Genomic DNA, 14,799 nt, shown 5'->3' with positions numbered 1-14,799 from the left:
ACTCCTCCTCGGTCAGCTTGAAGACCGGGATGCCGGTGGCGGTCGCGAGGACCTCGGCGATCAGTTCTTCGGTGACCTCGGCGACGACGTCCATGTCGCCGGCCTTCCATTCGCGCTCGCGGCGTTCCCGCTTCAGGGAGAGCTGCTTCTCGTTGTCGCGGAGGGCGGCGGCCTTCTCGAAGTCCTGAGCGTCTATGGCCGACTCTTTGTCCCTGCGCACGACGGCGATCTTCTCGTCGAATTCGCGCAGGTCCGGCGGAGCGGTCATCCGGCGGATGCGCATGCGCGCGCCCGCCTCGTCGATGAGGTCGATCGCCTTGTCCGGCAGGAACCGGTCGTTGATGTAGCGGTCGGCCAACGTGGCCGCCGCCACCATCGCGGCGTCGGTGATCGACACGCGGTGGTGCGCCTCGTAGCGGTCGCGCAGACCCTTGAGGATCTCGATGGTGTGCTCGACCGTCGGCTCGCCGACCTGCACCGGCTGGAAGCGGCGCTCCAGAGCGGCGTCCTTCTCGATGTACTTGCGGTACTCGTCGAGGGTGGTGGCACCGATGGTCTGCAGCTCACCGCGGGCCAGCTTCGGCTTCAGGATCGACGCCGCGTCGATCGCGCCCTCGGCGGCACCCGCGCCGACGAGCGTGTGCAGCTCGTCGATGAACAGGATGATGTCGCCGCGGGTGTTGATCTCCTTGAGCACCTTCTTCAGGCGCTCTTCGAAGTCACCGCGGTACCGGCTGCCTGCCACCAGGGACCCGAGGTCCAGGGTGTAGAGCTGCTTGTCCTTCAGCGTCTCGGGCACGTCGCCGTGCACGATGGCCTGCGCCAAGCCTTCGACGACGGCGGTCTTGCCGACGCCGGGCTCGCCGATCAGCACCGGGTTGTTCTTGGTGCGCCGGCTCAGCACCTGCATCACCCGCTCGATTTCCTTCTCGCGGCCGATGACGGGATCGAGCTTGCCCTCCATCGCTGCGGCGGTCAGGTTGCGGCCGAACTGGTCGAGAACCAGCGACGTGGACGGGTTGCCCGCCTCGCCACCGCGTCCGCCGGTGCCCGCTTCCGCGGTCTCCTTGCCCTGGTATCCGCTCAGCAGCTGGATGACCTGCTGACGCACGCGCGTCAGCTCGGCACCCAACTTGACCAGAACCTGGGCGGCCACGCCCTCGCCCTCACGAATCAGGCCGAGCAGAATGTGTTCGGTGCCGATGTAGTTGTGGCCGAGCTGCAGCGCTTCGCGCAGGCTCAGCTCGAGGACCTTCTTCGCGCGGGGCGTGAAGGGGATGTGGCCGGACGGTGCCTGCTGGCCCTGCCCGATGATCTCCTCGACCTGGCTGCGGACGCCCTCGAGCGAGATGCCGAGTGACTCCAGCGACTTCGCCGCCACACCCTCGCCCTCGTGAATGAGGCCGAGGAGGATGTGCTCAGTGCCGATGTAGTTGTGGTTGAGCATCCTGGCTTCTTCTTGAGCCAGGACGACGACGCGGCGTGCGCGGTCGGTGAAGCGTTCGAACATCGGTGGTTACCTGCCCTCCGTAGGTAGCGCAGCTGGCGGACTAGCCCTGCACGACGAACCGTGCTCTGCACCTTCCGTCCACTGTAGTGGGCGGCGGCTCGGGGTGCCCCGCTTGTCCTCTCCTAGAGAAAGACGAGACGCTGACGTTTCCGGTTGCCTCCAGAGCCAACGCGCGATCGCCGCGGTTCGTTTCCCCGAATCGCGCTTCGGACATTCGCCCCTAGCGAACGCTCGCGGCAGCCCCCCGACCCCGAGGCCGGAGAGCTGGCAACCGCAACTTACGTTGCCGCGTGGAAGGCGTCGATGACGTCCGCGGGAATGCGTCCACGGGTCGAAACGCTGTGGCCGTTGCGACGCGCCCATTCTCGGATCGCGGCGCTCTGCTCCCGATCGATCGAGGCGCGGCCACGGCCCGAACCAGCAGAGCGGCCCCGACGGCGACCACCGACACGGCGCCCCGCGTCGACCCATTGCTTGAGATCGGTTCGCAGCTTTTGTGCGTTCTTGGACGTGAGATCGATCTCGTAGCTGACGCCGTCGAGTGAGAATTCGACGGTCTCGTCGGCAGCTCCCTCACCGTCGAAATCGTCGACTAGGGTGACGGTGACTTTCTTCGCCATTGGCTCACGCAGACCCTTCTGTACGGGCTCGCAGTCGTCGTTCGCTCGAACCCCGCACAATGTTTGCACAGGAATCTACGCTATTCAACACAAAAGTATGAAAACGCGGTTAGGTTCCTTGCCTGCGCACATCCCTTCTCACAATGGGGAACAAAACCGTCTCCCTAATCGACAGTCCCGTCAAAGCCATCAACAACCGATCGAGACCCATTCCCGTGCCCGTCGTGGGCGGCATCCCGTACTCCAATGCGGCAAGGAAATCTTCGTCCAAACTCATTGCCTCGTCGTCTCCGGCGGCCCCGGCCCTGGCCTGAGCCTCGAACCTCTCCCGCTGCACGACGGGGTCGATCAGTTCGGAGTAACCGGTCGCCAACTCGAAGCGGCGCACGTATAGATCCCATTTCTCGGTGACTCCCGGAATGCTGCGGTGTGCACGCACCAATGGGGAGGTCTCAACGGGAAAGTCACGCACGAAGGTGGGCGCCCAGAGGGTCGACCCGACGGCGTGCTCCCACAGTTCCTCGACGAGTTTGCCGTGGCCGTAACCACGGTCCTTGGCGATCTCGACGCCGCGGGAATCCGCGATGGCCCAGAGGTGGTCGGCGCCGGTGTCCGGGGTGATCTCTTCACCGAGTGCCTCCGACAGCGACGGATACATTTCCAGGGTCGCCCATTCCCCGTCGAGATCGTAGGTGGTGCCGTCGGGCAGGGGCACGTTTCTGGTGCCAATCGCCTCGTCGGCGATCTCTTGAATAACCTCACGGGTCACAACGGCGGAATCGTCGTAAGTCCCATACGCCTGATAAGTCTCGAGCATCGCGAATTCCGGGGAATGCGTGGAATCTGCGCCTTCGTTACGAAAGTTGCGATTCAACTCGAAGACCTTCTCGAAACCACCCACCAAGCACCGCTTGAGGAACAACTCCGGGGCGATGCGTAGGTAGAGGTCGGTGTCGAGCGCATTGGAGTGGGTGACGAATGGTCGCGCTGCCGCGCCTCCGGCGATCGTCTGCAGCATCGGCGTTTCCACTTCCAGGAAACCCCGGCGCTCCAATGCCGACCGCAGTGCGCGCACTACGGCGATCCGTTGCCTCGCGATCGTGCGCGCCTCCGGCCGGACGATCAGGTCGACGTAGCGCTGCCGAACGCGCGATTCCTCACTCATTTCCTTGTGCGCAACCGGAAGCGGCCGCAGCGCCTTCGAAATGATTTGCCAGGAATCTGCCAGCACCGAGAGTTCACCTCGACGCGAGCTGATCACCTCACCGTGCACGAACACCATGTCGCCGAGATCGACGTCGGCCTTCCACGAGTCCAGTGACTCCTGCCCGACGGCGTCCAGGCTGATCATCGCCTGAAGCTGGGTGCCGTCACCCTCCTGCAGCGTCGCGAAACAGAGCTTGCCGGAGTTTCTGGCGAACACCACTCGACCGGCGAGGCCCACGACCTGCCCCGTCTTGGTGTCGACGGGAAGGGCGGCATGGGCCTGCCGGATCTCGGCGAGCGTGTGAGTGCGAGCCACCTCGACCGGGTAGGGATCCCGGCCCTCGGCGAGCAATCGCTCGCGCTTGGCCTGGCGGATCCTGAACTGCTCCGGCAGATCGTTGGCCTCCTGAACGTCCTTGGTGGGGTTGTCCTGGCTGGCCTCGGGCACATCAGCAGAGCTCACGACGTGCCAGCTTAAATGAACACATGCCTGCCTCCCTCAATGCGACCGCCGTCGACGCACTGGCCGACGAGCCGCTCGATTGGCGCTACAAGGGGTTACCCGCCGCCTGGTGGGGACGGACGCCCGCCCAGGTGTGCGCCGATGCCCGCGATCCGTTCGATGACGGCGCCGTCGGCCCGCTCTGCGTGCTGAGCTCGTCGGCCCTTGCCCACAACGGCGCCCTGATGGCCGAGTGGTGCCAGCGCCGCGGCGTCGAGCTGGCCCCGCACGGGAAGACCCACATGGCTCCGCAGCTGTTGGCTCGCCAGCTCGATGCGGGCGCGCGGGCCGTCACGGTGGCCACGATCAGTCAGGCGCGGACGTTTCGGGCGTTCGGCGTCCGCAGCGTCGTGCTCGCCAACGAGCTCGTCGATGCGGCGGGACTGCGTTGGCTGGCCGCCGAGCTGGACGAGCACGCGGACTTCGAGTTCGTCTGCTGGGTGGACTCGCTGGCCGGCGTGGCCCTGATGTCGGCGGCGCTCGAAGCCGCCGGCGCGCGGCGACCCGTCGACGTCTGCGTCGAGGTCGGGATGGCGGGTGGACGCTCGGGCTGCCGCGATGCGGCGACGGTCGACGAAGTGGCAAGGGCGGCAATCGCTTCCGCCCAGCTGCGGCTCGTCGGCGTCTCGGGATACGAGGCGGCCGTCAGCCATGACGTGACACCGCAGGCGCGGGCAACGGTGCGGGACTACGTGCGGGAGGTGCGCGCGGCGACGGAGCGGCTGCTTCCGACGTTCGAGTCCGACGAGGTGATCGTGACCGCGGGCGGCAGCACGTACTTCGACATCGTCGCCGACGAGCTGACCGGCTGGGACGGCGATCGGAAGGTCCACACGATCCTGCGCAGCAGCTGCTACCTGACCCACGACGACGGTTTATATCAACGGTCGTCGCCATTGCCCGCGCTCCGGCCTGCGCTGACCGTATGGGCGCAGGTGACGTCGCAACCTGAGGACGATCTCGCACTCGTCACGATGGGCCGTCGCGACGTGTCGTTCGATCAGGACCTGCCCGCGCCCTACGGCCTGGTGGACAGTGCGGTGACCAAACTCAACGACCAGCACGCCTACCTGAGGGTCGGGCAGGCCGATCGGGGCGTCGTCGAGGTGGGCGCGTGGATCGAGTTCGGCGTCTCGCACCCATGCACCGTGTTCGACAAGTGGCAGATGATCCCGGTGCTCGACGACGACCGACGGGTGGTCGAGCTCGTCCGCACCTTCTTCTGAGCGTGATTTCGGCGCGCTTCCGATCGGTGCGCGACAGTTATCGCGCCGAAATCGCTGGGGGAGTCAGGGGCGGGACGACAGATCGACCCAGCCGAGGCGCTTGCTGATGCTCTCCGCCGCGGCGATGGTGCGCTTGGCGATGCCCTCGAAGTCGCCTTCGCCCATCCGGTACGACGGCCCGGACACGCTCAGCGCGGCGACCACGCTGGCCTCGGCGTCGTAGACCGGGGCGGCGACGGCGTTGAGACCGACTTCGAGCTCCTCGTGCACGCTGGCCCAGCCGCGTTCGCGGACGGTCCGCAACTGCGCTTCCAGATCGGATCGCGCCGTGATCGTGCCGTCGGTGAAGGCGGCCAGCCGGGCAGGCAGACGGTCCCGCAACTCGTCATCGCTGAGCCCCGAGAGCAGCACCTTCCCGCTGGAGGTCGCATGCGCCGGGCAGCTCTGCCCGACCCAGGTACGCAAGGCAATTCCCGCGGGGCCGATGGCCTCGGCGACGTTCACGATGCGATCGCCGTCGAGCACGGCCAAGTTGGTGGTCTCTCCGGAGTCCTGCGCCAGCGCGTCGCACGCGGACTGGCTCTGCTTCACCAGATCGAGTTGGCCGCTCGTCGAGCGCGCCAACCGGGCGACGGCGAAGCCCAGCCGGTACTTGCCCCGGTCGGAGAGCTGTTCGACGTAGCCCCTGGCCTCGAGCACCGAAATGAGCCGGGACACCGTCGATTTGTGCACACCGAGTTCGGCGGCAATCTCGGTGACGCCGGCCTGTCCGAGAGTCGCCAGAATCTCCATCACCAGCAGGGCACGGTCCACCGATTGCACCGTTGCGGAGCGACCGCCGTCGTCGCCGGCCCCCGCGCGCTCCTCTTTCGCCATCGTCCTTGGACCCTATACCGCGGGAATCCCGAAATTGCCCACACGTCGTTGGACGGCCGCGATCTCCCGAAGCCCGTCGTTGAGCAGGCTCCTGTTCAGCGGCGACAGTTCGGACATGGTGATCACGTCACCGGGCACCTGGCCGGCCGAGAGTTGCTCGACCTGATGGGTCATCCGTAGGCGCTGCAGCATGACGAACACCTCACCGAGCGTCGCCGCGTCCCGCTCGCTCAGCGCTCCGGTCGCCGCGGCAGTGACGAGCCGTTCCGGGGTCGACGCCGACGCGACGTCGCCAGCGAGTCCGCCCCACCGCGCCAGGTTGACGATCGGCGTCACGGCGTGGCTCTTCAGGTCGAACGTGCCCCCGCGGCGTGCCAACACGTCTCTGAGGGAACGCGCCCTGACGCGGCCGGACAACGCGTCGAGCAGTTGCAGCCGAAGCGCATTCGGGTGCTCGGCGCGCATCCTGCGGTACGCGACGGGAACCGTGTGCAGGGTGGCGTCGCCCCAGACGACACGGCCGTCGAGCAACAGCGAGGACAGGATCAGCCCCTTGCCGACCAGCGGATCGTCCAGCCAGCCCCTGGCAGCGGTCGCCCAATCACTCTGGGAGCGAGCGAAGTTCGGACTCGATGCGACGGCCCCGTTGGTGTCGGACGGCAGCCCGCAGCCGTCCAGGATTGCGTGAGTGCGCCTTGCCATGGCCCGTAACCGGTCACTGGCGGGCGACAATTCGTCGCGCCAGGACAGCGCGCTGTCGACGTCCGAGGACGGCATGGCCTCGCGGCGGGCGACACTGCCGAGCGTGAGCCATGCGAAACCCGATGTCGGAGTGCCATCTTCGGATGCCGGGTCGGGATGGGCTGCGGATTCGGCGAGCGCGAGTTCCAGAGCCCGCCGCACCACACTGTCGATGACGATGGACAGGATGCCGCTGGTCGCCGAAGCCTTGGTGCCGCTGCGGAACAGCGCGCTCGCCGTGTGTGTCACCCGTTGCGCCGCGGCCTGCAGCTCGGCCGCATCCGTCGCCAGCCCGATCGATCTTCGCAGCATGAAGCTCTGCCTGGCCGACGCCGCAAGCAGGTCGGCGTCTTCGAGGACGCCGATGACGTCGCCGCGCGACGACGTCACCGGCATGTGCCGTAGGCCGCACTCCAGCATCTCCATCAACACGGTCTCCGCCGTCAGATCGGCCGTGACTCGACGAGCGGGCGCGCTCATCACCCGCGTGATCGGCACTTCGACCGTCAGGCCCGCAGCGACGACGCGGGTCCGCAGGTCGCGATCGGTGAAGATGCCGAGTTCACCGTCGGGACATCTGATCAGCGCGTACGAGACGTGGTGCTCGGTCATCTGGATGACGGTCTCGCGCACCGACGAGTCAGGGCTGACCAACAGCACCTCGCCGTGCACCAGTTCCCCGACCGGTCTGCTGTCGGCGACGGGAACCAACGCGGGCCGGTTGCCAGGGGCGGTGCTCCACGCCGACGAAGCGAGGAACGCCAACCCGGCAGGCTTCGCGAACAGCGCGCGCACCTGCTCCCCTGGGAGCCGGATGACGGTGCTCGGCTCGGTGGCCCTCGCGACGAATTCCATACCGCCACCGGTGAGCAACGGCGTGTAACCGAACACGCCTCCCGGTTCGATGGTGTCGATCGCCGCACCGTCGGAGCTCGCCTGCAGCGTCACGTGCCCCGACCGGACCATCCACACGTCGTCCGGCACTTGCCCCGCGTAATCGGCGATCACCGCGCCCGTGGCGAACTCAACCTGCGTCGACCCCGTCGCCAGCTCGGCGAGCTCCTCGGCCGACATCGACTGGAACGGCGTGTGCTCGCCGAGGAACTGTCTCAAGCCTTCCGAATCAGGTCCGCACACTTCTCGGCCATGGTCATCACGGTGATGTTCGGATTCACCGCAGGCAGTTTGGGCATTGCCGATGCGTCGACGACCCGCAGCCTGGACACGCCCTTGACCCGCAGCTCGGGGTCGAGCACCGCCATCGGATCCGAGACCGACCCCATCTTCGCGGTTGCCGCCGGGTGATAGACGGTGTTGTGCGTCTGATGGACGTAGTCGAGGAGTTCGTCGTCCGTCGTCGCCTCCGGCCCCGGCGCCAACTCCCTGGCGATCCAGCCCTTCAGCGGCCCCTGCTCGGCGATCCTGCGGGCCAGCCGGAGGCCCGCCAGCATGATCCGTTCGTCGTAGCCCTCGGGATCGGTGAAGTAACGGGGGTCCACCCTCGGCCGATCCCGGAAGTCCAGGCTGCGCAACCTGACCGTGCCGCGGGAGCGGCCCTGAGTCACGTTGGGCGTCAAGCAGAATCCGTTGTCGGTCGTCGGGTAGCCGCGCCGCAGCGTGTTCATGTCGAACGGCACGCTGCCGTAGTGCATCATCAGGTCGGGCTGCGCGCTACCGTCGTCGACCGTGGTGAACAGCCCGATCTCCCACCACTGGGTGGAGGTGGTGACCATCGGCCGAGAGGCCTCCCAGAACACCAGCCCCTCGACGTGGTCGTCGAGATTCGACCCGACTCCCGGCGAGTCGACCCGCACCGGGACACCGATCTCGCGCAGATGCGCCGTCGGCCCAATCCCGGAGAGCATCAACAGTTTCGGGGTGTCGATCGATCCAGCGGTGACGATGACCTCCCGCCGTGCCGACACGGTGTCGTAACCGGTCAGATCGGGTCGCTGATAGCGCACCCCCGTCGCGGCTGGGCGACCGGAGGGACGCGAGGGATCGGCGTCGTCGAACAGGATCTCCGAGATCCAGCAGTTGGTGCGCACCTCGAGGTTCTTGCGCGAGCCCAGAATCGGATGCAGGTACGCATGCGAGGTCGACATGCGGGTGCCGTCCTCGCCGACGTTGATCTGGAACCAGCCGGCACCGTTGCGCACCGTCTCGCCGCGGTTGAAGGCCACCGTCGGAAGTCCCGCCAATGCCGCCGCCTCCAGTACCGCCACGCCACAGGGGTCGTTCGGTGGCACGTCCTGCAGGCGGACCGGGCCGTCGCGGCCGTGATCTCCCGGTGCGGTGTTGGTCTCCAAACGCTTTACCAAAGGCAGGATCTCGGCCGCACCCCACCCTGTGGCACCCATCTCGACCCACTCGTCGAGGCACTCGGCCGGCGGCCAGAAGGCGATGCACGAATTGTGCGACGAGCAGCCGCCGAGCACCTTCGCACGGGCGTGCCGCATGAAGCTGTTGCCACGCTCCTGGGGTTCCACCGGGTAGTCCCAGTCATATCCGGAGTCCAGCAGGTGCATCCACTCGGACAGCGGCAGGATGTTCTGGTCGCCGACGTCCGACGGTCCGGCCTCGACGAGGCACACCGTGACGTCGGGATCTTCGGACAGGCGGGCGGCCAGCACGCAGCCGGCCGTTCCGCCTCCCGCGATGACGTAGTCGAATTCGCTGTCAGACATCAAATTTGAGGGGTCTTGGCAACCGCAGCATGGCTTTCCAGGGTGCCGATGTGGTGGCGCCCCTTGATTGCGTACCAGAGAAGACCGGAGCCGAGGATCACCCCGATGTAGATGAACGCGCCCCAGGCGTTGTACCAGCCCTCGCCGTAGACGGCCTCGCGGGGCCACGCCAGGTTCAGCGCCATGCCGACTCCCCAGGCGACCGCGACGATGTTGACCAGCATGCCCCAGCGGCCCATCGTGAAGTAGCCACCCTCCTTGAGATCCTTCGGTGGCCACTCGCCCCGGAAGCGCTTCTTGAGCATCGGCCCGGTGACCATCAAGTAGGCCAGGTAGATCATGATGATCGCGATCGAGGTGAGCACCGTGAATATCTGGGTGTTCGCAACGTTGATCACCAGGATCAGGACCGCGATTCCGCCGATGACGATGGCCGGGATGATCGGCGTCTGCGTCTTCGGGTTGACCCGAGCGAGCTTCTCGCCGAACGGGAGTGCGTTGTCACGTGCCATGGCGAACATCAGCCGGATCGCCGCGGTGTGCACGGCCAGCGAGCAGACGGTGACGGCGATGATGATGCAGACGATGAAGATCTTGCCAAGCGGGCCCCACATGACCTGCTCGACGATGTACTGCAGGCCGCCGCTGCTCTCGCCGATCGCGGGGTCCTCCAGGTCGGGCGCCGACAGGACGGCGAACACCAGGATGGCGCCGCCGATGACGAAGGACGCCAGGATGGCCCGCAGAATTGCCTTCGGCGCCGTGCGCCGCGGCTCGACGGTCTCCTCGCCCAGTGAGCTCGCAGTGTCGAATCCGTACATCACATAACCCGATGCCAGCGACGCGATCAGGAACGCACCGAGCCAGCCGCCGCTCTCCCCCGCGCCGTAGCCGTTGGCGGAGAAGAACACGCTCGGTCCGCGAGTGCTGCTGGCGGCCAAGATGATCGCGATCAGGACGGCTGCGATGAGTTCGATGAACACACCCGCGCTGTTGATCATCGACATCAGCTTCACACCGAGCGCATTGATCACCGTGGTGAACACGACCATGATCGAGCCGAGGATGACCGCGTTGAGGGCGAAGTCCGATGCGGTACTGCCGTCGCCGACGATCTGAAAGCCACTCCACAGCCGGGGCAGGTTCAACTGCAGTGCGAGCACCACCGCGGACAGGGTGACGATCGACGCGGTGAGCATCAGCCAGCCCGACGACCACCCGACGATCGTGCTGCCCAATTTCTTCGACCAGTTGTAGACCGCCCCGGCGACCGGGTACTTCGCGGCGAGCTCCATGAAGCACAGCGCGACGGCCATCTGCCCGACGAACACCAGCGGCCACGACCACAGGTAGGCCGGTCCCGCGGTGCCGAAACCGAAGTAGAACAACTGGAAGGTGCCGGTGAGGATCGAGATGTAGCTGACACCTGCCGCAAAGCTGGCGAACTTGCCGATGCTGCGGTCGAGCGATTCCTTGTAGCCGAAGTCGTCCAGGCCGCCACTGTCGGCGCCCTGGGTACCCATTTCAACAGCCATGAAGCGTCCTCTCATAAAGGGGCTTACCGCGGTGGATCAAATCAACTTTCGGCTATTCACCTTTGAACCAGCCAGCGGGTTTCGGCGCGGTGTTATGCCAGATATGCTTGAGCTCTTGGTATTCCGCGAGCCCCGTGGGGCCGAGCTCGCGACCGTTGCCAGACTTCCCGAATCCGCCCCACTCCGCCGCTGCGGTGTAGTAGCCGAAGTCGTTCAGCCACACCGTGCCGTGCCTCAACGCGCGCACCACACGTTCGCCCCGCGCCGGGTCTGACGTTCGAACGCCCGCCGCGAGACCGTACTCCGTATCGTTCCCGAGGCTGATCGCCTCGGCCTCTTCGGTGAATCGCTCGACCGTGAGGATCGGCCCGAAGGTCTCCTCACGGACGATGCCCATCGACCGGTCACACCGGTCGAAGATCGTCGGCAGATAGAAACTGCCCTTCTCCAGCGCGGGGTCGCTGGGTCGTGCGCCCCCGGTGAGCAGCTTGGCGCCCTCCGAGATGGCCGACGCCACATGGGCTTCGACCTTGGCGCGATGCTGCTCGGAGACGAGCGGACCCGTCTCGCTGGCCGGATCCATACCGTCACCCATCCGGATCTTCTCGGCGCGCTCGACCAGCGCGGCGACGAAGTCGTCGGCGATCGACTCCTCGACGATCAGCCGGGTGCCCGCCGAGCAGACCTGTCCCGAGTGCAGGAAGACCCCCGTCAGGACCTGGTCCACGGAGGCGTCCCACGCATCTCCGGTCCCGATGTCGGCGAATACGATGTGCGGGTTCTTGCCGCCGAGTTCCACCGCAACCTTCGTGACGTGCTCGGCAGCCACCTTGGAGATGGTCCGTCCGGTCGCCAATCCGCCGGTGAACGAGATGAAGTCGACCTGTGGGTTGTCCGTGAGCGCAGACCCGAGGGTCGCGCCGCTGCCCTGCACCAGGTTGACCACCCCGCCGGGCACGCCAGCCTCCTCCAGCAGGTGCACGAACGCGATCGTGGACAGCGGCGTCACCTCGCTGGGCTTGGCCACCATCGTGCAGCCCGCACCGAGAGCGGGCGCGATCTTCCAGGACATCTGTAGCAGCGGATAGTTCCACGGCGCGATGAGCACGCACACACCGATGGGCTCGCGCACCACCCGGCTGATGACGGCGGGGTCACCGACGTCGACCAGTCGATCCGACTCCACCCCCACCAGCCGCGCGTAGTACCGGAACACCGAGGTGACGTCGTCGATGTCGATCCGGCTCTCCGCCAACGTCTTTCCGGTGTCGCGTGTTTCCAGCTCGGCCAAGGACTCCTTGTCGCGCTGCAGCAGATCGGCGACGCGGTCGAGCAGTGCAGCGCGTTCCCCAACGGGCGTCGCAGGCCAGGCACCGTCGTCGAACGTGGCCCTGGCCGCGCCGACGGCGTCACGGGCGTCGGCGTCGGTCGCCTCGTCGACGACCGCCGCCACGCTTCCATCGGCCGGGTTGATGATCTGACGGGTTCCCCCATCCGACGCGTGCCGCCACTGCGCACCGATGTACAGATCGGGTTCACCGTTCACATGTCACCTCGTGTCGCAGGGACCGCGGGAGTACTACCGCGGACCGACGTCGCCGCCGGGGCGGTTCCGGGCGCCGACACGGGACACTACCCACTCGTGGAACTCCGCGATGTGGTGTTCGGCAGGTACGAGCACCCCGCCGTTGCGGTAGGCGCGCGAGGACATCGCCGGCTGGGTTCGCTCGCAGGCGTCGAAGTCCTGCTCGTTGACCCGGTGGAAGAGCTCGACCGACCTGGACACGTCGCGCCCCTCGGCTACCACGTCCTTGGTGTAGAGCCAGTCGCACTCGACGATGGTGCGGTCGGGCGCCATCGGATACATCCGGTGGAAGATTACGTGATCGGGCACCAGGTTGATGAACACCGTCGGCTTCACCGTGATCGCGTAGTACCTACGGTCCTGGTCGGCCGTGACGCCCGGCAGCGTGTCGAAGCCGTCACTGCCGTCGATGGTGAAACCGGAGATCTCGGAACCGAACTCGGCGCCATGCCCGACGTAGTACTGCGCGGCCAGACCCTTGGCGAACTCGGGAAGCACCTCGGTGAGCTCGGGGTGGATGGTGGCGCAGTGGTAGCACTCCATGAAGTTCTCGACGATGAGCTTCCAGTTCGCCGCCACGTCGTAGACGACGCGGCGACCGACGGTCAACTCGTCGACGGCGTAGTGGTCGATGGCCTCGGCGTCCCCGAGCCTGGTCGTGGTCTCGGCGATCACCTGATCGGCGAACGACGGCGGCTCGTCGGCCAGACACACCCACGCGTAGCCGAGCCATTCGGTGAGCGCGACCGGCACCAGGCCGTACTTGTAGCGGTCGATGCCCGTCCCGTCGGCATCCTTGAGCGCCGACATGTTCGGTGCTGCCATCAGTTTGCCGTCGAGCGCGTAGGTCCACGCGTGGTACGGGCACTGCAGGCTTCGCTTCACCGCACCGGAGGGTTCGGTGCACAGCATCGCCCCGCGGTGGCGGCACACGTTCAGGAACGCCCGCAGTGCGCCGTCGCGGCCGCGCACCACCAGGACACTCTCCCTGCCGACCTGAACGGTCTTGAACTGGCCCGGATCGGCCAGCTCGGCCGACCTGGCTGCGCAGAACCACATGTTCTCGAAGATCTGGTCCTGCTCGGCGGCGAACACCGTCTCGCTGGTGTAGAAGTCACCGGCCAACGTGGCCAGTAGCGCGGGGGTGTCGGTCCCCGGCGTGTGGTCGGTTGTCGTCATCTGTTTCCTCTGCTCTTCATGGCAGCGCTCATCGCCTGATCCGAACCATCTCCGGGTCCACCACCGGCTCCTCGTGCACCGTCGCGCCATAACGGCTGCCCCGATAGTCGACGGCGACCACGTCACCCGGCACCGTCGTCGCTGGCAGCCACGCGTAGGCGATGCAGCGCCCGATCGTGGCCGAATACGCCGCGCTGGTCACGTAGCCGACGCAGTCCTCACGGAGGTAGACCGGCTCCTTGCCCAGCACGATCTCGGTCGGGTCGTGGAACACGATGCTGCGCAGCACCTTCTCCGGCGGCGGGGCCTGCTCCAGGGCGGCCTTGCCGAGGAAGTCGTCCTTGGCCATGCGGACCGCGAAGTCCAACCCCGCAGCGGCAGGCAGGTGCTCGGCGGTCATGTCGGTACCCCACGACCGGTAGGCCTTCTCAATGCGCAGGCTGTTGAACGCGATTCGACCCGCGGCGATCACGTCGTGGTCCTGGCCCGCGGACCACAGCAGGTCCCAGAGCGCCGCGCCGTACGCCGCGTCAGCGTAGATCTCCCAGCCGAGTTCGCCGACGTAGGACACCCGCATCATGGTCACCGGGATGGTGCCGAGATGCGTACGGAGAGAACGGAAGTACTTGAGCCCCTCGTGGGACAGATCGTCGTGGCACAGCGGCTGCACCAGGTCCCTGGCGGCTGGCCCCCACACGCCGACGCAACACGTCGCTCCGGTGATGTCGCGGACCGTGACACTGCCGTCATCGGGCAGGTGACGGGTCAGCCAGTCGAAGTCCATCGGGCCGTTGGCGCCCACCTGGAAGCGGTCGACGGCAAGCCGGGCGACGGTGAGATCGCTGCGGATTCCGCCGGTTTCGTCGAGAAGCAGGGTGTAGGTGACGGAGCCGACGCTCTTGTCGACGTTGTTGGTGGTGAGCCGCTGCAACAGTTCCGCCGCACCGCGACCGGCGACCTCGTAACGGGTCAGCGGGGTCATGTCGTACATCGCCACGTGCTCGCGGGTCCAGTGGGCCTCGGCGATCGAGATCGGCGACCAGAACTTCGCCGACCATTCGTCGCGTTCGGGGAACGCCAGGCCCTCGTCACGGAGTCGTTGTGCGAGTTCGGCGTTCGCCTCGTACCAGGC

11 protein-coding genes are annotated in these 14,799 nt (G+C 66.7%); 1 reads left to right on the top strand and 10 read right to left on the bottom strand.

Annotation, left to right across the window (positions count from 1 at the left end):
* From ABW137_RS02385 to lysS, 3 genes are all read right to left on the bottom strand, one after another.
* On the bottom strand, positions 1 to 1,510 hold a 1,510-nt coding region (locus ABW137_RS02385), incomplete at its 3' end, for a Clp protease N-terminal domain-containing protein (RefSeq protein ID WP_526396501.1).
* Between the two features lie 278 nt (positions 1,511 to 1,788).
* Positions 1,789 to 2,130 (bottom strand): histone-like nucleoid-structuring protein Lsr2, encoded by a 342-nt coding sequence (gene lsr2 / locus ABW137_RS02380; RefSeq protein WP_526396499.1) that lies wholly within the window; start codon positions 2,128 to 2,130, stop codon positions 1,789 to 1,791.
* Positions 2,131 to 2,239: 109 nt separating this feature from the next.
* Complete coding sequence (gene lysS, locus ABW137_RS02375) at positions 2,240 to 3,784, bottom strand: lysine--tRNA ligase (protein ID WP_526396507.1); 1,545 nt, start codon at positions 3,782 to 3,784, stop codon at positions 2,240 to 2,242.
* 38 nt (positions 3,785 to 3,822) lie between these two features.
* Here lysS and ABW137_RS02370 point away from each other — a divergent pair, with 38 nt between their 5' ends.
* Complete coding sequence (locus ABW137_RS02370) at positions 3,823 to 5,064, top strand: alanine racemase (protein ID WP_526396497.1); 1,242 nt, start codon at positions 3,823 to 3,825, stop codon at positions 5,062 to 5,064.
* Between the two features lie 63 nt (positions 5,065 to 5,127).
* Here ABW137_RS02370 and ABW137_RS02365 read toward each other — a convergent pair whose 3' ends face one another.
* The 7 genes from ABW137_RS02365 to ABW137_RS02335 form a co-directional block, all read right to left on the bottom strand.
* Positions 5,128 to 5,940: an IclR family transcriptional regulator gene (locus ABW137_RS02365; protein ID WP_526396496.1), complete on the bottom strand. Its 813-nt coding sequence runs from the start codon at positions 5,938 to 5,940 to the stop codon at positions 5,128 to 5,130.
* A 12-nt stretch (positions 5,941 to 5,952) separates the two neighbouring features.
* Positions 5,953 to 7,755: a putative nucleotidyltransferase substrate binding domain-containing protein gene (locus ABW137_RS02360; protein ID WP_526396505.1), complete on the bottom strand. Its 1,803-nt coding sequence runs from the start codon at positions 7,753 to 7,755 to the stop codon at positions 5,953 to 5,955.
* A gap of 35 nt (positions 7,756 to 7,790) precedes the next feature.
* Complete coding sequence (locus ABW137_RS02355; protein ID WP_526396494.1) at positions 7,791 to 9,368, bottom strand: GMC family oxidoreductase; 1,578 nt, start codon at positions 9,366 to 9,368, stop codon at positions 7,791 to 7,793.
* Complete coding sequence (locus ABW137_RS02350) at positions 9,368 to 10,891, bottom strand: amino acid permease (protein WP_526396503.1); 1,524 nt, start codon at positions 10,889 to 10,891, stop codon at positions 9,368 to 9,370. Before ABW137_RS02350 ends, ABW137_RS02355 begins: the two co-directional genes overlap by 1 nt.
* A gap of 64 nt (positions 10,892 to 10,955) precedes the next feature.
* Positions 10,956 to 12,449, bottom strand: coding sequence for an aldehyde dehydrogenase family protein (locus ABW137_RS02345; RefSeq protein ID WP_526396492.1), 1,494 nt, complete (start codon positions 12,447 to 12,449; stop codon positions 10,956 to 10,958).
* Positions 12,450 to 12,482: 33 nt separating this feature from the next.
* Positions 12,483 to 13,667 carry an aromatic ring-hydroxylating oxygenase subunit alpha gene (locus tag ABW137_RS02340; protein ID WP_526396490.1) on the bottom strand — a complete coding sequence of 395 codons (1,185 nt, stop codon included), beginning with the start codon at positions 13,665 to 13,667 and terminating at the stop codon, positions 12,483 to 12,485.
* A gap of 28 nt (positions 13,668 to 13,695) precedes the next feature.
* Positions 13,696 to 14,799: aminomethyl transferase family protein (locus tag ABW137_RS02335; protein ID WP_526396488.1), on the bottom strand; the 1,104-nt coding region annotated here is incomplete at its 5' end.

Origin of the sequence: Mycobacterium sp. (genome assembly GCF_040509115.1) — a bacterium.
In the GTDB taxonomy this organism is placed as follows: Bacteria; Actinomycetota; Actinomycetes; order Mycobacteriales; family Mycobacteriaceae; genus Mycobacterium.
This window is presented reverse-complemented; position numbering and strand designations above follow the sequence as displayed.

Bases quoted from the DNA above. Each gene is read 5' to 3' on its own strand.
- ABW137_RS02350 (WP_526396503.1), bottom strand. From the start codon at position 10,891: ATGGGTACCCAGGGCGCCGACAGTGGCGGCCTGGACGACTTCGGCTAC.
- ABW137_RS02370 (WP_526396497.1), top strand. From the start codon at position 3,823: ATGCCTGCCTCCCTCAATGCGACCGCCGTCGACGCACTGGCCGACGAG.
- ABW137_RS02365 (WP_526396496.1), bottom strand. From the start codon at position 5,940: ATGGCGAAAGAGGAGCGCGCGGGGGCCGGCGACGACGGCGGTCGCTCC.
- ABW137_RS02355 (WP_526396494.1), bottom strand. From the start codon at position 9,368: ATGTCTGACAGCGAATTCGACTACGTCATCGCGGGAGGCGGAACGGCC.
- ABW137_RS02340 (WP_526396490.1), bottom strand. From the start codon at position 13,667: ATGACGACAACCGACCACACGCCGGGGACCGACACCCCCGCGCTACTG.
- ABW137_RS02360 (WP_526396505.1), bottom strand. From the start codon at position 7,755: ATGTCGGCCGAGGAGCTCGCCGAGCTGGCGACGGGGTCGACGCAGGTT.
- lsr2 (WP_526396499.1), bottom strand. From the start codon at position 2,130: ATGGCGAAGAAAGTCACCGTCACCCTAGTCGACGATTTCGACGGTGAG.